We start from the raw sequence: 22,577 nt of genomic DNA, 5'->3' as shown, positions 1-22,577 counted from the left end.
GATCGGTTTTATCGGCGGCGGCAATATGGCCCGCAGTCTTATTGGTGGACTCTGTCAGAGTGGTCTGCCGCCATCCAGTTTGCATGTCTCCGAACCGGATGAGACGCGCCGTCAGGCGCTGCATGACGATTACGGCATTACGGTACATGGTGACAATCAGGCGGTCGTCGACGCCTGCGAGGTGGTGGTGCTGGCGGTCAAGCCACAGGCCCTCAAGCAGGTCATCAGCGAACTGCAGCCCGGCACGCACGACGACAAGCTCTATCTGACCATCGCCGCCGGCATACGCACCGACGCCATTCAACAGTGGCTGGGGGGCGAACGGGCCATTGTGCGCGCCATGCCCAACACCCCGGCACTGGTCCAGTCCGGCGCCACCGGCCTGTTCGCCAACGCGCACGTCAGCGACGAGCAAAAAGGGCTGGCCGAGTCGATTATGCGCGCCGTCGGGCTGACAGTCTGGATCGAGGAGGAGGCGCAGATGGATGCTGTGACCGCCGTCTCCGGCAGTGGCCCGGCCTATTTTTTCCTGGTCATGGAGGCGATGGAACAGGCCGGCGTCAAACTCGGCCTGCCCGAGGAGACGGCCCGGCTGTTGACCCTGCAGACCGCCTTCGGGGCCGCCAAGCTGGCGCTGGAGATCGAAGAGGAGCCGGCCCGGCTGCGACGCAATGTCACCTCCCCCGGGGGCACCACCGAACAGGCGATTCTGGCCCTGCAGGATCGTCAGCTTGAAGCCATTTTTGAACAGGCCTTGCAGGCCGCCCGGGATCGGGCCCGCGAGCTGGCCGATGAACTGGGACAATAACCATGAACTACGTCAGTAACGCCGGGGTTTTCCTGATCCAGACGATTTTCGGGCTGTACGCCATCGTGGTGATGCTGCGCCTGCTGCTGCAATGGGTACGGGCCGATTTTCACAATCCCATCTCCCAGTTTCTGGTCAAGGCCACCTCCGCGCCGCTGCGTCCCCTGCGCCGTTTTATCCCCGGTTACGGCGGTATCGACTTCGCCGCCGTGGTCCTGCTGCTGATTATCAAGCTGGTTGAAATCGGCCTGATCAGCCTGTTCCCCGAATTCCCGGCGCTGGATATCGGCGGCGCCGTCGCGCTGGCCGTGGTCGAACTGCTCAAGCTGCTGCTCAATGTCTTTATCTTCGGCATTATCATCATGGCGGTCCTCAGCTGGATCGCCCCGGGCACTTACAACCCGGTCGCCGCGTTGCTGCACCAGCTGGTCGAGCCGGTGCTGCGCCCCTTCCGCCGCCTGCTGCCGCCGATGGGTGGGCTGGACCTGACCCCGCTGATCGCCCTGATCGCCCTGTGGCTGGTCATGCTGCTGATCATCGCGCCGTTGCAGGATGGTATCTGCAGTCTGAGCCTGTTCAACAACACCTACTGCCGTGCCCGGCTTCTATAGCTGGCAGGACGGCGACCTGTTACTGCGGGTCTATCTGCAGCCGCGCGCCAGTCGCGATGAAATCACCGGCCCCCACGGCGATGCCCTCAAAATCCGCGTCACCGCGCCACCGGTGGAAGGCAAGGCCAATCGCAAGTTGCAGGCGTTCCTGGCCGATCAGTTCGGCGTGCCGCCGAGCGGAGTAACGCTGCAGCGTGGCCATGGCAGTCGTATCAAGCTGTGGCGCATCCACCGACCGCAGCGCCTGCCGGAGCAGATTTTGCCCCCGGCATAAACGGACAAAATTCGGCATTTTTCCCCGATTTCGCTATAGTTACAGGGAGTTGTTAAACTTATTCCTCGTCAGGCCGTTAAACCCTGACACGAGGTTGCCCGATGGGGCGACGAAGTGAGGCACAGATCACAGTTTATCCATTGTGACAGCGAAATGTGTCCCGCTATATTGCACAGTAAGTGACTTTTTTCTGACAGCAACCTGGTAACCGGACTCAAGATGGCGACAGACCGTTTCACCGATCAGATGCAGGCCTACGGGCGCTGGCGCGGCGACCTCAGTACCGCGATCGAAAAATACCAGCAATGGCTGAATGCCAATAACATGAGCAACCCGGAGGCCGAACTGCGGATCTTCGAGCTCCTTGATGCGCTCAAGTCCGACCGGCTCACCATCGCCTTTGTGGCCGAGTTCGCGCGCGGCAAGACCGAGCTGATCAACGCCATCTTCTTCTCCGAATATGACCGGCGTCTGTTACCCTCCGAGGCCGGACGCACCACCATGTGCCCCACCGAGCTGTTCTACGACTCGGACGCGGACATGAGCTATATCCGCCTGCTGCCCATCGAAACCCGTCTGGAAGAGATGAGCATCCAGGAACACAAGAAAAACCCCATCAACTGGACCACCATCGAGCTGGACACCAACTCCTCGGAGAAAATGGCCGAGGCGTTTCGAGAGGTCATTCGCACCAAACGGGTGCCGGCGCCGGTGGCCGAAAAACTGGGCCTGGTGGATCCGGACGTGCACGCCGAGACCGACATGGTGGAGATCCCCATGTGGCGCCACGGGCTGATCAGTTTCCCGCATCCGCTGCTCAAGGAAGGCCTGACCATCCTCGATACCCCGGGGCTCAACGCCATCGGCAACGAGCCGGAACTGACTCTCAATATGCTGCCCAATTCCCAGGCGGTAGTCTTTGTACTGGCCGCCGATACCGGCGTTACCAAATCCGATATGCAGATGTGGAATCAGCATGTTAAACCGCTGGGCGGCGATGCCCGTCACGGGCGGATTATCGTGCTGAACAAGGTCGATACCCTGTGGGACGAGCTCAAAAGCGACGATGAAATCGACAACAGCGTCGCCCAGCAGTGCAAAAGTGCCGCCAAGATGCTGGAGATCGAGGCCGCCAACGTCTTTCCTGTCTCGGCGCAAAAAGGGCTGCTGGCCAAGATCCGCACCGACAACGAACTGCTGCAGCGCAGCAACATCCTGGCCCTGGAATCGATTCTGGCCAAGGACATCCTGCCGCGTAAACAACACCTGGTGCGCGAAAGCATCGTCGGTGAAATCGGCGGCATGGCGCAACAATCCCGCGACCTGATCGCCTCGCGCCTGGCCGATACCAACAAACAACTGAACGAACTGAAAAGCCTCAGCGGCAAGAACGAAGATGTCATCATGCATCTGATGAAAAAGACCCGCGAGGAACAATCCACCTATCACAAGAGCGTGGAAAGCTTTCAGGCCAACCGCAAAACCTTTAACGACAAACACACCGAGCTGCTCAACACCCTGAGCCTGACCCGGCTGGACAAGCTCATGTCCAAAACCCGCAAGGAGATGTCCGGCAGCAAGTTCACCATGACCCTGAAAGGTTCGATGAAGGAGTTTTTCGACATTATTCAGGAAACCATGGACACGGCCAGCAAACAGACCGATCAGATCAACATGCTGCTACAGACCATCTATCGTCAGTTCAATAAAGACCACGGCCTGACCGACGTCAAACCCCGGCTGATCAGCATGGGCAAATACAAGCGCGAGCTGGACCGGCTGTATCACGAAGCCGAAGGATATCGTAACAGCGCCAAACTGACCGTGACCGAACAGGCCTTCGTGGTGAAAAAGTTCTTTATCTCCATGGTCAGTCACGCACGCAATATCCTGTTCCAGGCCCACCAGGATGTGGAAGCCTGGGGCAAAAATGCCATGGCGCCGCTGGTCGTGCGCATCAAGGAACACAAAAACCAGATGGAAAAACGGCTGGAAAGCCTGCGCAAGATCAACGAATCCCGCGATACCCTGCAAAACCGGATTCAGGAGCTGGAAAAAACCGCCGAGGCGCTCAACGTCCAGCTGGCAGACATTAATCTGCTGATGGAAACCCTGAACCGGCCGCTGGAATCCTTTATGGAGCAGGACACCGCCCAGGTCGCCTGACAGAGGCCCGGCCCAACCGCTTGCACCGATGGCGACCTGTCACTTAGACTTGCTGTCTTGTTGATCAATCAGGTCACGACGACAGTTAGCCGATGCCCGAGACAATCCCCGCCGATTCCGTCGGTCTGGTCACCCCGCAAAAGCTGGTATACGACGCCCCCATCGATCTCGATTGCGGTCGTGTGCTGCCCGGCTTTGAGATGGTGTACGAAACCTACGGGCAACTCAATGCGCAGAAGAATAACGCCATTCTGATCTGTCATGCCCTGAGCGGCGATCACCATGCCGCCGGCTATCACAGCATGGAAGATCGCAAACCGGGCTGGTGGGACACCTGCATCGGCCCGGGCAAGCCCATCGATACCAATCGATTCTTCGTGGTCGCCCTCAACAACCTTGGCGGCTGCAAGGGCACCACCGGCCCCATGAGCACGAATCCCGACACCGGCAAGGCGTACGGGCCCGATTTTCCCATTGTGACCGTCAGCGACTGGGTCCGCAGCCAGGCCCTGCTGGCCGACCACCTCGGTATCGAGCAGTGGGCGGCGGTGGCCGGCGGCAGCCTGGGCGGCATGCAGGCCCTGCAATGGGCCATCGACTATCCTGATCGCCTGCGTCACAGCATTGTGATTGCCGGCGCCCCCAAGCTTTCGGCCCAGAATATCGGCTTTAACGAAATTGCGCGCCAGGCCATCATGTCCGACCCCGATTTTCATGAAGGGCGCTATTACGATTACAACACCATCCCGCGCCGCGGCCTGATGATCGCCCGCATGCTCGGCCATATTACCTATTTGTCCGATCTGTCCATGCGCGCCAAGTTCGGGCGCGAGCTGCGCGAGGGGACCATTAACTTCGGTTTCGATGTCGAGTTTCAGGTGGAAAGCTACCTGCGTTATCAGGGCAAATCGTTCGTCGAGAAATTCGATGCCAATACCTACCTGCTGATGACCAAAGTACTCGATTACTTCGATCCGGCCAAGGATTACGACGACGACCTGGCCGCCGCCCTGGCCAACAGCAAGGCCGAGTTTTTCGTCGCCTCCTTCACCGGTGACTGGCGCTTCGCCCCGGAGCGCTCACGTGAGATCGTCAAGGCCCTGGTCAAGGGCCGCAAGAATGTCAGTTATTCAGAGATCACCGCGCATCACGGTCACGATGCGTTTTTGATGCCCATTAATGACTATATGGATGCGCTACGCACCTATATGAACCGGGTGGAACAGGGGAACGACCAATGACGCCTTTACGTTCCGAACTGCGCATGATCGCCGACTGGATCCGACCCGGTTCCCACATACTGGATCTCGGTTGTGGCGACGGGACCCTGTTGCATAACCTGCATGAACATCGCCAGGCAACCGGTTACGGAATTGAAATCGACCAAAACAAGATCGTCAAGGCCATCGCCAACAACATCAATGTCATTCAGACCGATCTGGACGCCGGTCTGTCGGAGATCGAATCCGGTTCCTTCGATTATGTCGTCATGAGCGAAACGCTGCAGGCGGTACGCTATCCGGACAAACTAATCGACGAGATGCTGCGCATCGGCTCCGAAGCCATTATTACTTTCCCCAACTTCGGACACTGGCGTTGTCGGATGGAACTGTTCTACGGTCGTATGCCGGTCACGCCATCACTGCCGGACACCTGGTACAACACGCCCAACATCCACATGTGCACCATTCATGACTTTGAACAGCTTTGTCAGGACATGAACCTGCGGGTGGTGCAGCGAATCGTCGTCGACCGTGATCACAAACCCAGTGTCACCGCCAGGATGTTGCCCAACCTCATGGGTGAAGTGGCTCTCTACCGGTTACAGAACCGCTAGTCACAACGCCCTTCCCGGGACCATCGCCCCGGCTCTGGTTTGCACCAGCTGAAAATCGTTTGTCAAGACGGTGAAAATCCGTTTTCTCGTCTATAGTTAAAAACAGAGAACGACACAACAATGAGGAGGCGCACAATGGGATCGCTGCTTAAATGGTTACTTACGTCCCTGCTGCTGGTTTGCAGTTTTCACCCGGCAACGGCCAGTGCTGAACAGGCCAAGCGCTTCGGCGACTATGTCGTCCATTACAACACTCTGACCACCGATATGCTCAATCCCGATGTGGCAAGGGAATACGACATCCGGCGCAGCCGCAGCCGGGCGATGATCAACATTTCGGTCATTCGTCAAAGCGATAACCAGGCGGTCCCCGCCGATCTAGAGGTTACCAGTGGCATGCTGACCGGCCACAAGCAGAATCTGACGATGCGCGAGATCCGTGAAGGTGATGCGATCTACTATGTCAGTGACTTTCCGGTCGCCCATCGCGACGCGCTGAACTTTGCTATCCGGGTCAAACCCGAAGGCAGCCGGCAGAGCCACACCTTTGAATTCGAAAAACAGTTTTTCACCGAATAATCCACTCTCTATCTGCCCGGGTGCCAGCCTGATCTCCTCACAGGGATGTGATAATCAGGCTGACAAACGCTCAGGACGGTAACGGCTGCCAGGCCAGGTACAGGGTCACCAGGCCAAATACCATGACCAGTGCGCCGGCCAGATAACGTACAAGAGGATAGCGCACAAAACGCTGCAGGCTCGCGGCGAACATGCCCATCAACAACAGGTTGGGCAGGGTACCCAGACCAAAACTCAGCATCAGCAGCCCCCCTTCCACGGCGCTGCCGGTCGAGATGGACCAGATCAGGACGCTGTAGACCAGCCCGCAGGGCAGCCAGCCCCACAACATCCCCAGCAGCAGAGCCTGGCGGGGCCGGGTTACCGGCATCAGACGTCGGCCCAGCGGCTCGATATAGCGCCACACCACCCGTCCGCCGCTTTCGACATAACGCAGGCCGGTCCACCAGCCGGCGATATACAGTCCCATCGCCAGCATGAACAGGCCGGCGATCACCTGCAGGACGGTCTGATACTGGTGAATCACCAGCAGGTTATCGGCCAGCGCACTGAGCCCGCCCAGTAGCACGCCGCCCAGGGTATAGCTGGCGATGCGCCCGATGTTGTAACTCAGCTGAAAGCCGAACAGCCGGCCGCGTGACTGCGGCTGCGGCAAGCCGAAGGTCAGCGCGCCGACGATGCCCCCGCACATGCCGACGCAGTGCACGCCGCCCATCAGTCCCACGATAAATGCCGCCACCAGGGAAAATTCCGCACTCATGATCTAGCCGTCCACTCGCGTCGCTTCACGACGCATCAGATACAGGATTAACAGGATCACCGGCACGCCGAGCAAGGCGGTCAGCAGGAAGAACCCGGGATACCCCAGCTGTTCCACCATGCCACCGGAGTAACCGCCCAGCACCTTGGGGAACAGGGTCATCAGCGAGCTGAAAATGGCATACTGCACGGCGGTAAAGGAGATACTGGTAAGACTCGACAGATAGGCGATAAACGCCGCGCTGGCCAGCCCGGCACACAGGTTGTCGGCCGCGATCACCAGCGCCAGCATCGGCACGTTCGGCTCCATGGTCGCCAGCAACATAAACAGCAGATTGGTACCTGCCGCCAGGATCGCGCCGGTCAGCAACATACGCATGATCCCGAAACGGGTCGTGAGCAGCCCGCCGACAAAGCCCCCCAGCAGCGCCATAATCAGGCCCAGCACCTTGTTAATCGAGGCGATCTGTTCCTTGGAATACCCCATATCGAAATAAAACACATTGGAGATCACACCCAGCACGATATCCGATATGCGGTAAAAGCCCACCAGCAACAGAATCCACAAGGCCAGTTTGGCGTAGCGCCGGAAAAAATCGACGACCGGCTCCACATAGGTCGTGCGCACCATATCGCGATTCACCGCGTGCACCAGTATCAGTGCCCGGGCCGTGGCAACAGCCAGCAGCAGCGCCACGCCGATCTGGACAGTCTGACCGATGAATGCCGCCAGTACCCCGTTGAACCCGAGACTTTCCCGCAGCGAGACTTTTACCATTTCCGCGACGCCCAGTTGTAAAAACGCCAGAATAAAGACGCCGGTGACTGTCAGAAACAGCACGACAAAGCGGAAATAATCGAAACTGCTGTGCAAATAGGCTTCCCGTTGCCGATTCGGGACCGGTTCACGGATCAGCAGGGTCGTTATCAGGCCGACCAGCATCAGCATGGCCATGCACAGATAAGTCAGGCGCCAGGCCTGATAACTGTAAGTTTCAGCGCTGCCCAACCAGCTTGCCAGGTACAGTGCCCCGGCACCGGAGGCGAGCATACCTACCCGGTAACCGGCGATGTACATGGCGGCCAGCGCTGCCTGCAGCCGGTCACCGGCCGACTCGATACGATAGGCATCGATGACGATATCCTGGGTGGCTGCCGACAGACCAAGCAACACCGTGGCCAGCGCCATCATCGGCAGGTTGTCTACGGGGTCAGTCATGCCCATCAGAATGATGGAGCTCATGATCAGCAGCTGCGCCACCAGCAACCAGCTGCGTCGACGTCCGAGCAGCGTATACAGGCCGGGCAGCGGCAACTTGTCGATCAGCGGCGCCCAGACGAACTTGAAGGAGTAGGCCAGCGCCGCCCAGCTGAAATAGGTGACCGCACCGCGCTCCACGCCCGCCTCGCGCAGCCACAGCGAGAGTGACGAGAAAATCAGCAACAGTGGCAACCCGGCGGAGAAGCCGAGAAACAGCATTGCAATCGCCTGAGGTTGGCGATACACCTCAAGCGCCTTGCGCCAGCTCGCCAGGGAAGGTAGAGACAAATCGTATTCCGTCTTGTGGTGGCCAGAATCAGACGCGGTTACTCTAGCATGATCAGCGCGTACGAGGTGACAGCCGACAGGGTATAGCGGCAACGCTTCTGCTGCCGGCCCGGGCCGATGGAGGACGAAACTGCCGGCCCGACCTACCTGCACTGTCGTAATTCTGTCAGAATTGGCCGCTAGCGTATGGTAGGGCTGCGAGCCGACGCCCCACGACACTGCCTGGATGCAACCTGATGAGGAACTTCATGAACTGGCGAACACTCTTATCTCTGGGACTGGCCTCCCTGCTACTGACGGCCTGCGCACCAACCGGGCCGGTTAAATTTTATAACGGCCCCGAGAAACCCATGAGTGAAATTGCGCTGGTCAAGGTCCCCGGCCCGATTACCACCCTGGCTATTGACGGCCGCGATATCCGCGCCCCGTCCAAAGAAGAAGGCTTTTACGAACTCCATCTGTCACCCGGCCAACATACCCTGAGCTTCAAGTACGAACTCTACTGGGGCTCGTCCGACAGCGGTATGATGATTAAATCCAGTCCCACCGAGGTTCAGGCCCATTTCAGGGCCGGGCAGGTGTATGAACTGCGCTATGAAAGACCGGAGTCGGAAGACGAAGCGTTCACCATGGCCAGTGATTTTCAGGCTACCCTGGTGGAACGGAGCGGTGGTCAGCGTATCGCCGCCACGCCCTCGGATGAATATCCCTCGGGGATCACCAATGCCGAACCGGTGGTGCCTGAAACACCAGCCCCGGCCCAGACCCAGGCCAGTGGCTCGCTACCCGACGCCAACCAGGCTGTTAACGAAGACGCCGTCAAGCGGCTCAAGTTCTGGTGGCTGATGGCGGATGAGACCGAACGCGAGGCATTCCGCCAGTGGATGCAGCAGGACATGCCAAACTTCAACGAATAAGTTTTGAACCACCAAGACACAAAGACACCAAGAAAAATTCGTTAATTAAAAAATACTCCTTGGTGCCTTGGCGCCTTGGTGGTTTACCTTCTGACTGTTTCACTCGATACCATACTGCGCACGGTAGGCCTTGACGGCTTCGAGTTTGTCTTCCATCCCGGTTTGCTTGGACAGGTATTCGATTAACAACTCGAGCTGGATAATGCTGTGCACGGGAATGTGGTAATTGTTTTCCACTTCCTGAATGGCGGACAACTCGCCCTTGCCTTTTTCCTGACGATCCAGGGCGATGACCACGCCCGCCGGGGTCGCTCCGTTGGCCTCGATAATCTCCATCGCCTCGCCGATGGCGGTGCCGGCGGTGATCACATCATCAATAATCAGTACCTTGCCCTGCAGTGGCGCGCCGACGATGTTGCCGCCCTCGCCGTGGGCCTTGGCTTCCTTGCGATTAAAGGCATAGGGCACATCGACATCATGTTGCTCGGCCAGTGCCACGGCCGTCGCCGCGGCCAGCGGTATGCCTTTGTAGGCGGGGCCGAACAGCACGTCGAACTGCACGCCGGAATCCACAATGGTTTGTGCGTAGTAGCGCCCTAAACGCGCCAGTGCCTTGCCGCTGTTGAACAGGCCGGCGTTGAAAAAATAGGGGCTGACCCGGCCCGACTTGAGCGTAAATTCACCAAAGCGCAGCACGTCGCGCTGCAGGGCGAACTCGATAAATTCCTGTTGATAATCACGCATGTTGAAAATTCCGGATTGTGTGGCTGGGGATTTCGTTGTTCAGGTTGTGTATCATACACCTTTTGGTCGTAACCGGATAAGTGTGATGTTCAGAGTGATTACCGCCAACCTCAACGGCATTCGCGCTGCCCAGCGCAAGGGCTTTTTCGAATGGATGAAGCGCCAGAAGGCCGATGTGATCTGCATCCAGGAGACCAAGGCACAGGAACACCAGCTGGATAACGATATTTTCTATCCGAAGGGCTATCACACCTACTTTTTCGACGCCCAGAAAAAGGGCTACAGCGGCGTGGCGATCATGAGCCGCCACCGGCCGGACAAGGTTTCCATCGGCCTGGGCTGGGATCATGTCGACACTGAAGGCCGCTGGATCGAAATCGAGATCGGCAAGCTCACGGTCGCCTCGCTCTATCTGCCCTCCGGCGCCTCCAGTGAGGAGCGCCACAACAACAAGCTGATCTTCATGGACCGCTTTGCCGAGGATCTCAGGGCTATGCGGCGCCGGCGCCGCGATTACATCATCTGCGGCGATTTCAACACCGTGCACAAAGAGATCGATATCAAGAACTGGAAGTCCAACCAGAAGACCTCCGGCGTTACCCCGGTGGAGCGGGCCTGGCTGGACAATCTGTTCGACAACATCGGCTTTATCGATGCGTTTCGCGAGGTTAATCAAAAACCCGATCAGTATACCTGGTGGTCCAACCGCGGTAATGCCCGTGAGAACAACGTCGGGTGGCGTATCGATTACCAGATCATCACCCCGGGCCTGAAGGGTACCGTCAAAAAAGCCTCGGTGTATAAAAACAAGTGGTTCTCCGACCACGCGCCCTTGACCATCGATTACGACATCGAGGTCTGACTTTTTACAGACAGCTCCGGGCAGACAGAACCCTGCGAAATAATTCTCTCGCAAAGGCGCAGAGCCGCAGTAAAACATGCATTTTATTTCTACGTCTTCGCGTCGTGGCGAAAGTCATGATAAATCCAGAATATAGACAGTGAATTCTCACAAAGACGCAGAGCCGGCGAAGTCAATAATATTATTTTTCTCATCGCCTCAGCGTCCTGCAGAGGAAGTTCATTACCCATTTATTTGCTTCGCCGCTTATCCCCGGCAACACCATTTCCTGCTTCTCCTGAACACGTAATCCATCAACCAGGATTACCGGGCTCGTACTCTCTGAGTACACATTTTATCTCCCCTGTGGTTGTGGCAGCTTCGCCAACCATCATCTATCTTTAATACAGCACATAAGAACAAGTTACCCCTGTAAAGGGTGAACATTTTTGGGGTTATGGCCAAAGAGCCCGCCCCATCGCGAAGCCATCACCCATGCCACAATCCGCAGGAGGAGAGCAGCATGAAGTCACGCGACGAGCAGATTCGGGATCTCGAGCAGGAATGGGCGCAGAATCCCCGCTGGCACGATGTCAAACGGGGCTATTCGGCGGCCGACGTGGTTCGCCTGCGGGGCTCGTTGCAGCCGGAATATACCCTGGCCCGCCACGGTGCCGAGAAGCTGTGGTCGCTGGTACACGGCGAAGCCAGCAAGGGCTATGTCAACGCCATGGGTGCCATTACCGGCGGCCAGGCCCTGCAACAGGCCAAGGCCGGGATCGAGGCGATTTACCTCTCCGGCTGGCAGGTGGCAGCCGATGGCAACACCTCGGAAACCATGTACCCCGATCAATCCCTGTATGCCTATGACTCGGTCCCGGCGATGGTGCGGCGCATCAACAACACCTTCAAGCGAGCCGACGAGATCCAGTGGGCGCGCGGCGACAATCCCGGTGATGAAGGCTATATCGATTATTTTCTGCCCATCGTGGCCGATGCCGAGGCCGGCTTTGGCGGGGTACTCAATGCGTTTGAATTGATGAAGAACATGATTGCCGCCGGTGCGGCCGGGGTGCATTACGAAGATCAGCTGGCAGCGGTCAAAAAATGCGGTCACATGGGCGGCAAGGTTCTGGTGCCGACCCAGGAAGCGGTGCACAAGCTGATCGCCGCGCGTCTGGCCGCCGATGTCTGCAATGTTCCGACCCTGTTGCTGGCCCGCACCGACGCCGAGGCGGCCAACCTGTTGACCTCCGACTTTGATCCGCACGACACGCCGTTTTTGACCGGTGAACGCACCGATGAAGGCTTTTATCGGGTAAAAAATGGGCTGGAGCAGGCCATCTCCCGGGGCGTCGCCTATGCCCCCTATGCCGATCTGGTCTGGTGTGAAACCGGCACCCCGGATCTCGGCTTCGCCCGCGAGTTCGCCGAGGCGGTACTGGAAAAGAATCCGAACAAGCTGCTGGCCTATAACTGCTCGCCGTCGTTTAACTGGAAGAAAAACCTCGATGACAGAACCATTGCCCGCTTCCAGGAGGATCTGGCCAAACTGGGTTACAAATACCAGTTCATTACTCTCGCGGGTATCCACAGTATGTGGTTCAACATGTTTGACCTCTCCTATGATTATGCGCGTGGCGAGGGCATGAAACATTATGTGGAAAAAGTGCAGCAACCCGAATTTGCCGCGCGCGAAAAGGGCTATACCTTCGTCTCCCATCAGCAGGAGGTGGGGGCCGGTTATTTTGATGATGTCACCTCCACCATACAGGGCGGTTTCTCTTCGGTGACCGCACTGACCGGTTCCACCGAGGAGGGGCAGTTCGACGACACATAAACGACCCCAGGGTAAAGACATGAGTGTCGACTCCGGCCTGCCATCCAGCTTGCCCGCTTTCTCTCCGGACCCGTCTGAACAGGGCGTGGTCGGCGAGCTGGCCACCATGATCCTGGCCGGCTTCAGCCGGCACTTTACACTGTTTCGCGAGATAACCCGTGAAGCACATGACAATTTTGTCCGCGGTGACTGGGTAGCCAGCCGCCAGGCAGCCATCCGTCGCATTAGCCTGTACGATGACCGTGTTCGCGAAACCATCCAGGAATTGCGTGAACGATTTGATCAAGAAACACTTCACGCCGCCCCCTGGCAGCAGGTCAAATTTCAATACATGGGCCTGTTATACCGCCATCGTCAGCCGGAACTCGCCGAAACCTTTTATAACTCGGTCTTTGTCGGGCTGTTCGAACGCCACTTCTATAATAATGATTTCATTTTCGTACGCCCCTCCATGTCTACCGAGCGACTGGACAGTGACGATCCGGTGTATCGAAGCTTCTATCCCTTGCGCGAGGGTTGGCGTGCCACACTGCAGAAGATCCTCTCTATCTCCGACATCGGTCTCTCTTTCGGCGATCTGCGTCATGATGTACGCTGTATAACAGAGTCCATTCGCCGACATACTAACCTGCCTCGTCGGCTTACCCAGCATTTTCAAATCCAGATGCTGCGTCAGCCTTTTTACCGTAATCGCTCGGCTTATCTGGTGGGGCGAGTCATAAACGGACCGGACCGCTATCCATTTATTCTGCGTATCCGTCGCAACCAGGATGGCAGCGCCTATGTGGATCGACTGATCAGTGAACGCGACAATGTCGCCAGTCTGTTTACTTCGGCGCGCGCCTATTTTCTGGTTGATACCGAGATCCCGTCGGCGGTAATCCGCTTCCTGCTCGATTTCCTGCCGGAGAAAACCGCGGCGGACCTGTATACCCAGATCGGTTTTCACAAGCAGGGCAAGGCGGAATTTTATCGCGATTTTCTCGATCACCTGCAGCGTTCATCGGATGCCATCGAAACCGCGCCGGGCAGCAAAGGAATGGTCATGGTGGTTTTCACCCTGCCGTCCTATCCCTATGTCTTCAAATTGATCCGTGATCGATTTCCGCCACCGAAGAACACGACGCGCCAGAAAGTTATCGACCGCTATCATATGGTCAAACAACATGATCGGGTCGGACGACTGTCCGACGCCTGGGAGTTTTCCTACACGGCATTCCCGGTGGAACGGTTTACCGACGAGCTGCTTGAAGAACTTCAAACCGAGGCCGCCTCGCAAGTTTCGTTCGAGGACAATCAGCTGATCATCAAACATTTGTTTATTGAACGTCGTCTCGAGCCGCTGAATCTGTATCTGGAGCGGGCCGATGAGGAAGGCACACGCCACGCCCTGCAGGATTACGGGGATGCCATTCATGACATTGCCGCCGCCGGGATTTTTCCCGGCGACCTGCTGACCAAAAACTTTGGCATTACCAGTTATGGCCGCGTTATTTTTTACGATTATGACGAAATCATGCCGATGGACGAATGTCATTTTCGACATATCCCGCCACCGCGTTATCCCGAGGACGAACTTGCCGCCGAGCCATGGTATTCCGTCGGTCCCAATGATATTTTCCCCGAAGAATTTGCTGTGTTTCTATTCACCGATCCCCGACAACGCGAACTTTTTACCCGCCTGCACCCGGAATTGCTCGACGCGGATTACTGGCAACAGTTGCAGGGGCAACTGGCCGAGGGACAGTTACCGGAGTAAACAGCTGATTTTTTGTCGTAAAATCGTGAACTTGCCTGTTTGCTGCTCCAGCTGCGGCTTTGATGTTATAATGAATGGGTAAAATATCGAGATATCAAAGCGAGCGCCCTGTGTCAGATCCGGATAAATTAACCAAACAGCATGACAAACTCGTACATAGCGATAATGTCAAAGTCACCTCCCATGTACAGCGCGAGGAAGGTGAATGGTTTGTCAATACAGTGATGATCGAGGGCGTGGATGTTCCCTTTCGCTATAAACGCAAGAAAAAATACAAGGATCTCACCGGCGCCCGCGTCAACCTGACCTATTATCCCGATAATCTGAGTGTCGGTGGCATGGAGATGGAGATCATGACGGTCGTCCGCATCCGTGTAACCTGATCCACACTATCACTGTTGTACGCCGATCAGCCGACAATCAGTTTTAACCCCACCAGAATAGTCACAAACTCAAATACGCGTTTGATGGCCCTGTTGCCCTTGATGATCGAGTAGTGGGCACCGATATATCCCCCCAGCAACGAACCCAGTAACAGGACCGGCAGCCAGTCCCAGCGAATCGAGCCCAGCAGACCCAGCGTCAGGGCGCCGCTGCCATTCCAGAACAGCCCCACCATCACCAGGGTGTGGGCGACGGCACGCTTGTAATCGAGACCGAACCAGCGAATCAGCCACAGCGTGACAAACAGGCCGGTCCCGGAGGTCAGCGAACCGTTGAGAAAACCGATCCCAAACAGCACCGCGCCCCCGATGACCAGTCCACTGCGATCCCGATGGCTGCGGGTATCCACCTGCCCCAGATCAGGACTCGCCCAGGAATAAATCCCCAGGCCCATGGTCAGTAGCCCCAGGGCCAGTTCCGCCCAGCGGTCCGGCACATTCAGAATGACACTGGCGCCCAGGACTACCCCGGGCACCCCGGCCAGCAACATGATCAGTGCAAATTGCCTATCCAGGTTCTTTTCTCTAAAGTGGCGGGCGGAGGCGCCGATACCCAAGGCGACACTGGCCAGCTTGTGGGTTGCCAGCGCCACACTGAAGGGTAAACCAAGGAAGATCAGGGCCGGCAACTGCAATAAACCGGCCCCGCCGCCGGCAAAGGCAGAAAAGGCGTTGGCCAGCAGGGAAATAATAAATAACAGGATGTATTCCAACATGCGTGAAAAATTTCCTACAATTGAGTTCCTGAAGCCAAGGACTCTGTAATGATAACCGGATTCCGTTTACCAGTTCGCCTCTGCCTCGCGGCACTGATTCTCGCGATTGCCCATCCCGCCGTGGCAGGCCGGTACAAGTGCTGGACCAATGATGAAGGCGTGCGTGAATGCGGCCAGAGTGTCCCGCCCGAATACTCCCAACAGCGAATTGAAACTCTTAACGACCACGGCGTGGTTATCGATGTCGAGGAGCCGGCCAAGACTCCCGAACAGCTCGAAGCAGAAAAACAGGCTGCCGAGCAACGCCGCCGGGAAGAACAACAAAAGGCGGAACAACAACGCCGGGATCGGATACTGTTAAATACATTTACGAACGAACGTGACCTGAAACTGTATTACCAGGACAAAACCGACGCCATTCAAGGCCTGATCGACATAACCCGGACCAGTAACGAAGCGCTGCGGGATAAACTCGGTGACCTGCAGAAACAGGCTGCCAATCAGGAACGTCGGGGCCAGGAGCTTTCCAAGACCCTGCTGGAGCAAATGGAGCAGGTCAAACGCCAGATTGCGAACAACAAGACATTCATGGCCGAGAAGGCGCAGGAACTGGAAAGTCTGAAGCAAAAATTCGAGGCGGAGCTGGCGCGTTTTCGTAAACTGAAATCGGCCCGGTCCTCACGCTGAACAAGCGTTCCGTATACCCGTCCTGAGAGATTGCTTACTCAATCGCGAGTCTGCAGCAATCCCTCCAGCAGGCTCCACTGATCTTCCCACATCTCCTGTGGTGAAAGTCGAAAACCGCTGCGTACATACTGGTTGATGCGTCCCTCGATGATCGACAACAGCAGGTTCGCGCTCGGCCCCACCGGCAACCCCGGGGACAACTCACCGTTCATTTCGCCTTCACGCAGCACCTGCTTGAGCTGGGTTTCCAGTCTGTCATAGAACTGATCGATACGACTGCGCAGCCGCTCGGTTTCCCCGACCAGTACATCGCCAGCCAGCAGACGCGTAATGCCGGCGTTCTTGGCCGCGAAACCGAGCACCAGAGTCATGATGTGTTCGCTACGTCGAATGGCGGATTTCTGATCTTCGAGAATCCTGTTGATCAGACCGAAGATGGACTCTTCTATGAACTCGATCAGCCCTTCGAACATGCGCGCCTTGCTCGGGAAATGGCGATACAGCGCCGCCTCGGAAACCCCGACGGCCCGGGCCAGACCGGCGGTGGTGATCCGCTCGCCGGGGCTGTTCTCCAGTTCACTGGCCAGTACTTCGAGTATCTGCTGGCGGCGTGACGGCTTGTCCGATTGCTTCTGGGTCATAGCGTCTGTCTTCAGTTTCTGATGAGAGTACCGACACCTTCGTCGGTCAACACTTCCAGCAGGACGGCATGCTCGACCCGTCCATCGATGATCTGCGCGGTACCAACACCGGAGTGGACAGCGTCCAGAGCACAGCGAATCTTGGGCAACATGCCGCCGTGGATCGTTCCGTCGTCGATCAGGCCTTCCACTTCCTTTGCCTTGAGACCGGTCAAAAGCCCACCCTCGTTATCCAGCACACCGGGGGTATTGGTCAACAGGATCAGTTTTTCCGCGCCCAGGGTAATGGCCAGCTTGCCGGCCACCAGATCAGCATTGATATTATAGGACTGACCATCCTCGCCAACACCGATAGGCGCGATGACCGGAATGAAATCGCCCTGTTTGATCAGCATATTAATCACAGAAGGATCGATGCTCTGCACATCCCCCACATGACCGATATCGATAATCTCGGGCGTATTCATTTCCGGGTTTTGTCGTTCGAAGGTCATCTTGCGTGCCCGGATCAAACCGCCATCCTTGCCGGTCAGCCCGACGGCATGGCCGCCAGCCTGATTGATCAGATTGACGATCTCCTTGTTAACCAGTCCCCCAAGCACCATCAATACCACATCCATGGTTTCGGAATCGGTGACCCGCATCCCTTCGATAAACTTGCTTTCCTTGCCAATCTGTTCCAGCACGTTACCGATCTGCGGTCCGCCACCGTGTACGACGACCGGGTTCATTCCCACCAGTTTCATCAACACAATGTCACGCGCGAAGCCCTGTTTGAGATTCTCGTCGACCATGGCGTTGCCGCCATATTTGATCACTATCGTCTTGCCCTGAAAGCGCTGTATATAGGGCAGCGCTTCGGTCAGGACCTTGGCAATATTCAGGGCGGATTTGGCGTTAATGCTCATACAGGTATTTTGTTTTCCGGTTAATGCGCGAGGCAGTACATCCGCCTAGAAAGGCAGGGCAAGATCGGGTTTGACCGATTGCAGTAACTCACGGAACTGTTGCTGAATGCGCTGCAAGGCCTCCTTATCTTTGGCTTCAAAACGCATAATCAGACTCGGTGTCGTGTTGGATGCCCGCACCAGTCCCCAGCCGTCCTCGAAATCGGCCCGTACGCCATCGATCATGATGACATTGGCATTGTCGAACTCGGCCCGGTTCATCAGCTCATCCATAAACTGGTGCTGCTCACCCTCTGCCAGGTCGATGCGCAATTCGGGCGTGTTGACCATATCCGGCAGGCTGGCAAAAATTTGCTGCGGTTTGCGCTTATCGTTGGCCAGAATTTCCAGCAGGCGCGCGGCCGCATACAGGGCATCGTCAAAGCCGTACCAGCGTTCCTGGAAAAAAATGTGCCCACTCATTTCACCCGCCAACAAGGCCCCGGACTGTTTCATCTTGGCTTTAATCAGCGAATGACCGGTCTTCCACATGATCGGCTCGCCGCCTTTTTCCCAGATCACCCGGGTAAGGTTACTGGAGCATTTAATGTCGTAAATAATCTGGGCCCCATGGTTGCGTGACAGAATATCGGTGGCATACAACATCATCAGCCGATCCGGCCAGATAATAGTGCCATCAGGACTGACCACACCGATGCGATCGCCGTCACCATCGAAGGCAATACCCAGATCGGCATTCTGGGCCCGCACCAGCTCAATGACATCGCGCAGGTTCTCGGGCTGACTGGGATCGGGATGATGATTCGGGAAGTTCCCATCCACTTCGCTGTGAATATCAATTAATTCGACACCAAGGCCGCGGAACAACGCCGGTGCCACCGCCCCGGCGACGCCATTGCCGCAGTCGACTACCACCTTGAGCTGACGTGGCAACTTGATATCGGAGACAATCTGCTTGATGTAGTCATTGGTAATGCTGTGTGTGCCATAACTGCCCTGGCCCTGGGCGAAGTCCTTGTTCTCGATGCGCTGGCGCAAACCCTGGACCGCATCGCCCGAGAGCGTCTCGCCCCCAAGCACCATCTTGAAGCCGTTGTAATCCGGCGGATTATGGCTACCGGTCAGCATGACCCCCGAGCCGTCGGCCAACTGGTGCGCGGCATAATAGAGTACCGGCGTCGGCACCATGCCTACATCGATGACCTGCAGACCGGCGGCCTGCAGGCCGCGCACCAGCGCGCCACCGAGTTCCGGACCGGATTTACGTCCGTCGCGACCGAAGGCGATTCGGGTCAGTCCGCGCTGGCGGGCCTCGCTGCCCAGGGCCTGCCCGATCAGTAATGCATGCTGTGGCGACAGGGTCCGTCCGACAATGCCGCGAATATCATAGGCCTTGAAGATCTCCGCCGGGGGCATGGCCGGTGGCGCCGGCGCGCTACTACCGGCCGGGGTAGCGGCAGTGGCTTCAGGCTTTTTTGGCGGTTCGGGCTCCCGGCTTTCAAAGCGGGCCCGATCTTCATCACTGTCCAGCTCTTCCACCGACATGGAACTACTGTCCATAAAGATGTGATCGGACGAGCCATTCAGGCCGGCCATATTCAGTGAATTGTCATCATCATGCTCGCGTTGCATGATCGGTGCGGCGGGTAAATCCTGTAACCGTTTGGCCATCTCTTTGAATTCTTTCATCTTGAGGAAATACTCATGGCGCTTGTTACCGCGCAGCACGCTGGCCTCGAGCAACATGAAGTTTTCCAGATCCGCGGTGATAGAACGGCTCATGGACTGATAGAGCAGCAGCGTCACAATGCCACCCAGCACAAGACCGATCCCAAGAATCGTCAACAGGTTCACGTTAAAGGCCGAGACCCGCTCCACCTGCGGCATCCACGCCGCTAACCGCCAGGCCGTATTGGGAATATCCACATGGGTCGAATCGGCCAGCGACTGATGACGCACTTCGCCGGCTTTGCCCAGTAAAACGGTACTCTGTTCGGTAATCTTCTGATTGAGCTCAACATAACCGCGACCGGCCGCCTCTTTAAGCCAGACATCCAGCAATCCGACATCCAGTGCCAGCTGCACATGGCCGATCACTTTCTCGCCGCTGCGATCCAGCACCGGCTCGACGATATCGATATGTTCCTGTGGGGTATCCAGCGCATGGACTTCTACCGGCGGCCGCGCCTTGAGCTCTTCCGCCTGACGCTGCATATCCAGACAGGCAAACCCTAGATGCGGTTCGCTGGTTTTATCGGGGGAATAAATCTTGGGCTGCAGCAAGCGTACCCGCAGGGCGTTATCGAACATGCTTTGCAGTTCACTTTCCCGTTCGGCAATCGCCGAGCGGTTACCGCTTTGCAGCAATTCGCGGGTCTGCGGATCGCGGGCGATGCTACTCAGGGCATGGGCGTAATCGGCAACCGCCTCGCTGATGCCGGCCGCGGTACGCCGCGCCTCGTTTTCCAGGACCGCGTTCTCCTGGGTTTGCAGGGCGTTGAGGGGCGTCATCTGGCCGATGAACACGGAAACCGACAGAATGGCACTGAAGAGCAAAAAGGCGATCAGGCTGACCGCGGAGAGAGTAATCCCGCTGGAGCGGATCTGTTGTTGCTGGCTTTTGCTTTTACGTTTGCGACGACGGGCCACTCTGCCTCTCCCCTGTTATTCGGATTATGACGGGTTATGCACGACCGGTATGCCCGAAACCACCTTCGGCCCGCGAGCTCGCATCAAACTCCTCAACGAGATCGAACTGCGCCTGGACCACTGGCACAAACACCAGCTGGGCAATACGTTCACCAATATTGATAGTAAAAGAATCACTGCCGCGATTCCAACAGGAAACGAATAACTGGCCCTGGTAGTCCGAATCGATCAGGCCCACCAGATTACCGAGTACGATGCCATGCTTATGCCCGAGCCCGGAACGCGGCAGAATCACCGCCGCCAGTGACGGGTCGCCGATATGAATCGACAGGCCGGTCGGAATCAGTTCTGTCTGACCGGGATTGAGCACCAGCGTGTCATCCACGCAGGCGCGCAGATCGAGCCCGGCGGAACCGTCGGTGGCGTAATCCGGCAGGGGGATCTCTTCACCGAGACGGGGATCGAGCAGTTTCAGTTGAATACGGGCCATAATGAATGAAGTCCCTGATGTTAAATAGTTGTTGTTGTTCTGTTGTTGTTATGCCTGATGCGGCCGGTAACGGGGCGGATCAGTTTTTTTTCAATTCTACAACGTTAGCGCCAGTGGCGGCAGTCCGGTATCCCGTTTCATAGCGACTGACAATCAGCGGAATCAGCTGGCGCGCCAGCTGCGCCTTGCCGGCGAGCGGCAACTCGGTTTCACCGCCCGGCCAGAAGATCTGCAATACATTGGTATCGCTACCGAAGGTCCCGCCAGTCTCGACCGCGGCCGGCCCTACCGGGTTGGCCACCACCATCTCCAGCTGTTTTTCCTGCAACTTGGCGCGGGCATAGTGGGCCAGATCGGTCGTCTCGGCGGCAAAACCAACGCAGAACAGCCGCGGATATCGCTGCTTCACGTTGGCGAGGATATCCGGGGTTTTCTCCAGTTCCAGCGACAGTGAGGCCGGATCTTTTTTGATTTTTTGTTCCAACGCCTGAACAGGCCGGTAATCGGCCACCGCCGCCGTGGCAATAAAGATATCCGCCTGCTCGGCACGCTCGATCACCACCCTATGCATCTGTTCGGCACTGACCACATCGATCCGCTCCACATGGGTGGGCGTGGGCAGGCTTACCGGCCCGCTGACCAGTATCACCCGGGCGCCGGCTTCGGCGGCCGCCTCGGCCAGGGCAAACCCCATCTTGCCGGAGCTGTGGTTGGAGAGATAACGCACCGGGTCAAGCGCCTCGCGGGTCGGCCCGGCGGTAATCAGCACGGTCTTGCCAGTGAGACTGCCGGTTCCGAACAGCTCGCTCAATTGCGCCAGGATCGCGTCCGGCTCGCTCATACGTCCGGCACCCACTTCCCCGCAGGCCTGTTCGCCACTGTCGGGGCCGATCAACAACACCCCGCGCTTTTGCAGGGTGCGGGCATTTTCAGCTGTCGCCGGATTGGCCCACATCCCGGCGTTCATCGCCGGGGCCACCGCCAGCGGGACATCCGAGGCCAGGCAGACCGTGGAGAGCAGGTCATCGGCCCGGCCCTGGACCAGGCGGGCCAGAAAGTTGGCGCTGGCCGGGGCGACGAGAATCGCATCGGCCCAGCGGGCCAGCTCGATATGGCCCATGGCGGCCTCGGCCCCGGTATCCAGCAGGTGACGATGGACCGGATGCCCGGAAACCGCCTGGAAGGTCATCGGCGTGACAAACTCACAGGCGCCGTCGGTCATCACCACCCGCACCTCGGCCCCGGCTTCGCGCAGGCGGCGTACCAGGTCCGCCGCCTTGTAGGCGGCGATGCTACCGGTCACCCCGAGCAGGATGTGTTTGTTGGCCAGTTGTGTCATACATATAAAGTGTATCAGAG

22 protein-coding genes are annotated in these 22,577 nt (G+C 57.5%); 13 read left to right on the top strand and 9 right to left on the bottom strand.

Annotated features, from left to right (window positions below; genetic code table 11):
• The first annotated feature begins 1 nt into the window (after position 1).
• The 7 genes from proC to RI563_RS07005 all read left to right on the top strand — a co-directional run bounded on the left by proC (position 2) and on the right by RI563_RS07005 (position 6,275).
• On the top strand, positions 2-808 hold the full coding sequence (gene proC, locus RI563_RS07035) for a pyrroline-5-carboxylate reductase (RefSeq protein WP_310693658.1): 807 nt from the start codon (positions 2-4) through the stop codon (positions 806-808).
• Positions 809-810: 2 nt separating this feature from the next.
• Positions 811-1,419: a YggT family protein gene (locus RI563_RS07030; protein WP_310693657.1), complete on the top strand. Its 609-nt coding sequence runs from the start codon at positions 811-813 to the stop codon at positions 1,417-1,419.
• On the top strand, positions 1,403-1,693 hold the full coding sequence (locus tag RI563_RS07025) for a DUF167 family protein (RefSeq protein ID WP_310693656.1): 291 nt from the start codon (positions 1,403-1,405) through the stop codon (positions 1,691-1,693). The genes RI563_RS07030 and RI563_RS07025 overlap by 17 nt, the downstream gene beginning before the upstream one ends.
• A 219-nt stretch (positions 1,694-1,912) precedes the next feature.
• Positions 1,913-3,859, top strand: coding sequence for a dynamin family protein (locus RI563_RS07020; protein ID WP_310693655.1), 1,947 nt, complete (start codon positions 1,913-1,915; stop codon positions 3,857-3,859).
• A 92-nt stretch (positions 3,860-3,951) separates the two neighbouring features.
• A complete protein-coding gene (locus RI563_RS07015; RefSeq protein WP_310693654.1) occupies positions 3,952-5,100 on the top strand; it encodes a homoserine O-succinyltransferase MetX in 1,149 nt (382 codons plus the stop codon).
• A complete protein-coding gene (metW, locus tag RI563_RS07010; RefSeq protein ID WP_310693653.1) occupies positions 5,097-5,696 on the top strand; it encodes a methionine biosynthesis protein MetW in 600 nt (199 codons plus the stop codon). Before RI563_RS07015 ends, metW begins: the two co-directional genes overlap by 4 nt.
• A gap of 135 nt (positions 5,697-5,831) precedes the next feature.
• Positions 5,832-6,275, top strand: a complete 444-nt coding sequence (locus RI563_RS07005) for a DUF4426 domain-containing protein (protein ID WP_310693652.1) — start codon at positions 5,832-5,834, stop codon at positions 6,273-6,275.
• Between the two features lie 70 nt (positions 6,276-6,345).
• Here the strand turns inward: RI563_RS07005 and RI563_RS07000 are convergent, their stop codons facing one another.
• Positions 6,346-7,035, bottom strand: coding sequence for a sulfite exporter TauE/SafE family protein (locus RI563_RS07000; protein WP_310693651.1), 690 nt, complete (start codon positions 7,033-7,035; stop codon positions 6,346-6,348).
• Positions 7,036-7,038: 3 nt separating this feature from the next.
• A complete protein-coding gene (locus RI563_RS06995) occupies positions 7,039-8,583 on the bottom strand; it encodes an AmpG family muropeptide MFS transporter (protein WP_310693650.1) in 1,545 nt (514 codons plus the stop codon).
• Between the two features lie 350 nt (positions 8,584-8,933).
• Between RI563_RS06995 and RI563_RS06990 the strand changes: the two genes are divergently transcribed.
• The gene (locus tag RI563_RS06990; protein WP_310693649.1) at positions 8,934-9,500 is read left to right on the top strand and encodes a DUF2057 family protein; all 567 of its coding nucleotides are present in this window, start codon (positions 8,934-8,936) and stop codon (positions 9,498-9,500) included.
• Positions 9,501-9,599: 99 nt separating this feature from the next.
• On the opposite strand, the gene pyrE is transcribed toward RI563_RS06990, so the two are convergent.
• A complete protein-coding gene (pyrE, locus tag RI563_RS06985; protein ID WP_310693648.1) occupies positions 9,600-10,244 on the bottom strand; it encodes an orotate phosphoribosyltransferase in 645 nt (214 codons plus the stop codon).
• 85 nt (positions 10,245-10,329) lie between these two features.
• Between pyrE and RI563_RS06980 the strand changes: the two genes are divergently transcribed.
• From RI563_RS06980 to RI563_RS06965, 4 genes are all read left to right on the top strand, one after another.
• Positions 10,330-11,106: an exodeoxyribonuclease III gene (locus tag RI563_RS06980; protein ID WP_310693647.1), complete on the top strand. Its 777-nt coding sequence runs from the start codon at positions 10,330-10,332 to the stop codon at positions 11,104-11,106.
• Between the two features lie 502 nt (positions 11,107-11,608).
• The gene (gene aceA / locus RI563_RS06975; protein ID WP_310693646.1) at positions 11,609-12,925 is read left to right on the top strand and encodes an isocitrate lyase; all 1,317 of its coding nucleotides are present in this window, start codon (positions 11,609-11,611) and stop codon (positions 12,923-12,925) included.
• 19 nt (positions 12,926-12,944) lie between these two features.
• Positions 12,945-14,684 carry a bifunctional isocitrate dehydrogenase kinase/phosphatase gene (gene aceK, locus RI563_RS06970; protein ID WP_310693645.1) on the top strand — a complete coding sequence of 580 codons (1,740 nt, stop codon included), beginning with the start codon at positions 12,945-12,947 and terminating at the stop codon, positions 14,682-14,684.
• 110 nt (positions 14,685-14,794) lie between these two features.
• The gene (locus tag RI563_RS06965) at positions 14,795-15,067 is read left to right on the top strand and encodes a hypothetical protein (RefSeq protein WP_310693644.1); all 273 of its coding nucleotides are present in this window, start codon (positions 14,795-14,797) and stop codon (positions 15,065-15,067) included.
• A gap of 26 nt (positions 15,068-15,093) precedes the next feature.
• Here RI563_RS06965 and RI563_RS06960 read toward each other — a convergent pair whose 3' ends face one another.
• On the bottom strand, positions 15,094-15,843 hold the full coding sequence (locus RI563_RS06960) for a sulfite exporter TauE/SafE family protein (protein ID WP_310693643.1): 750 nt from the start codon (positions 15,841-15,843) through the stop codon (positions 15,094-15,096).
• A gap of 48 nt (positions 15,844-15,891) precedes the next feature.
• On the opposite strand from RI563_RS06960, the gene RI563_RS06955 reads away from it, so the two are divergent.
• On the top strand, positions 15,892-16,530 hold the full coding sequence (locus tag RI563_RS06955) for a hypothetical protein (protein WP_310693642.1): 639 nt from the start codon (positions 15,892-15,894) through the stop codon (positions 16,528-16,530).
• A 38-nt stretch (positions 16,531-16,568) separates the two neighbouring features.
• On the opposite strand, the gene slmA is transcribed toward RI563_RS06955, so the two are convergent.
• The 5 genes from slmA to coaBC all read right to left on the bottom strand — a co-directional run bounded on the left by slmA (position 16,569) and on the right by coaBC (position 22,557).
• Positions 16,569-17,171 carry a nucleoid occlusion factor SlmA gene (gene slmA / locus RI563_RS06950; protein WP_310693641.1) on the bottom strand — a complete coding sequence of 201 codons (603 nt, stop codon included), beginning with the start codon at positions 17,169-17,171 and terminating at the stop codon, positions 16,569-16,571.
• 11 nt (positions 17,172-17,182) lie between these two features.
• Entirely contained in the window at positions 17,183-18,079 is an 897-nt protein-coding gene (argB, locus tag RI563_RS06945) for an acetylglutamate kinase (protein WP_310693640.1), read from the bottom strand.
• A 45-nt stretch (positions 18,080-18,124) separates the two neighbouring features.
• Positions 18,125-20,728 carry a phosphomannomutase/phosphoglucomutase gene (locus RI563_RS06940; protein WP_310693639.1) on the bottom strand — a complete coding sequence of 868 codons (2,604 nt, stop codon included), beginning with the start codon at positions 20,726-20,728 and terminating at the stop codon, positions 18,125-18,127.
• 34 nt (positions 20,729-20,762) lie between these two features.
• Positions 20,763-21,218: a dUTP diphosphatase gene (gene dut / locus RI563_RS06935; protein ID WP_310693638.1), complete on the bottom strand. Its 456-nt coding sequence runs from the start codon at positions 21,216-21,218 to the stop codon at positions 20,763-20,765.
• 79 nt (positions 21,219-21,297) lie between these two features.
• Entirely contained in the window at positions 21,298-22,557 is a 1,260-nt protein-coding gene (gene coaBC / locus RI563_RS06930) for a bifunctional phosphopantothenoylcysteine decarboxylase/phosphopantothenate--cysteine ligase CoaBC (RefSeq protein WP_310693659.1), read from the bottom strand.
• Between the last annotated feature and the right edge of the window lie 20 nt (positions 22,558-22,577).

The sequence above is a fragment of the Thiohalophilus sp. genome (assembly GCF_031581315.1).
In the GTDB taxonomy this organism is placed as follows: Bacteria; Pseudomonadota; Gammaproteobacteria; order UBA6429; family Thiohalophilaceae; genus Thiohalophilus.
The sequence above is the reverse complement of the archived record's forward strand: the minus strand, read 5'-3'. Positions and strand labels throughout refer to the sequence as shown.

Bases quoted from the DNA above. Each gene is read 5' to 3' on its own strand.
- RI563_RS07030 (WP_310693657.1), top strand. From the start codon at position 811: ATGAACTACGTCAGTAACGCCGGGGTTTTCCTGATCCAGACGATTTTC.
- RI563_RS07020 (WP_310693655.1), top strand. From the start codon at position 1,913: ATGGCGACAGACCGTTTCACCGATCAGATGCAGGCCTACGGGCGCTGG.
- RI563_RS07015 (WP_310693654.1), top strand. From the start codon at position 3,952: ATGCCCGAGACAATCCCCGCCGATTCCGTCGGTCTGGTCACCCCGCAA.
- metW (WP_310693653.1), top strand. From the start codon at position 5,097: ATGACGCCTTTACGTTCCGAACTGCGCATGATCGCCGACTGGATCCGA.
- RI563_RS07005 (WP_310693652.1), top strand. From the start codon at position 5,832: ATGGGATCGCTGCTTAAATGGTTACTTACGTCCCTGCTGCTGGTTTGC.
- RI563_RS07000 (WP_310693651.1), bottom strand. From the start codon at position 7,035: ATGAGTGCGGAATTTTCCCTGGTGGCGGCATTTATCGTGGGACTGATG.
- RI563_RS06990 (WP_310693649.1), top strand. From the start codon at position 8,934: ATGAGTGAAATTGCGCTGGTCAAGGTCCCCGGCCCGATTACCACCCTG.
- pyrE (WP_310693648.1), bottom strand. From the start codon at position 10,244: ATGCGTGATTATCAACAGGAATTTATCGAGTTCGCCCTGCAGCGCGAC.
- RI563_RS06980 (WP_310693647.1), top strand. From the start codon at position 10,330: ATGTTCAGAGTGATTACCGCCAACCTCAACGGCATTCGCGCTGCCCAG.
- aceA (WP_310693646.1), top strand. From the start codon at position 11,609: ATGAAGTCACGCGACGAGCAGATTCGGGATCTCGAGCAGGAATGGGCG.
- aceK (WP_310693645.1), top strand. From the start codon at position 12,945: ATGAGTGTCGACTCCGGCCTGCCATCCAGCTTGCCCGCTTTCTCTCCG.
- RI563_RS06960 (WP_310693643.1), bottom strand. From the start codon at position 15,843: ATGTTGGAATACATCCTGTTATTTATTATTTCCCTGCTGGCCAACGCC.
- RI563_RS06955 (WP_310693642.1), top strand. From the start codon at position 15,892: ATGATAACCGGATTCCGTTTACCAGTTCGCCTCTGCCTCGCGGCACTG.
- slmA (WP_310693641.1), bottom strand. From the start codon at position 17,171: ATGACCCAGAAGCAATCGGACAAGCCGTCACGCCGCCAGCAGATACTC.
- argB (WP_310693640.1), bottom strand. From the start codon at position 18,079: ATGAGCATTAACGCCAAATCCGCCCTGAATATTGCCAAGGTCCTGACC.
- dut (WP_310693638.1), bottom strand. From the start codon at position 21,218: ATGGCCCGTATTCAACTGAAACTGCTCGATCCCCGTCTCGGTGAAGAG.
- coaBC (WP_310693659.1), bottom strand. From the start codon at position 22,557: ATGACACAACTGGCCAACAAACACATCCTGCTCGGGGTGACCGGTAGC.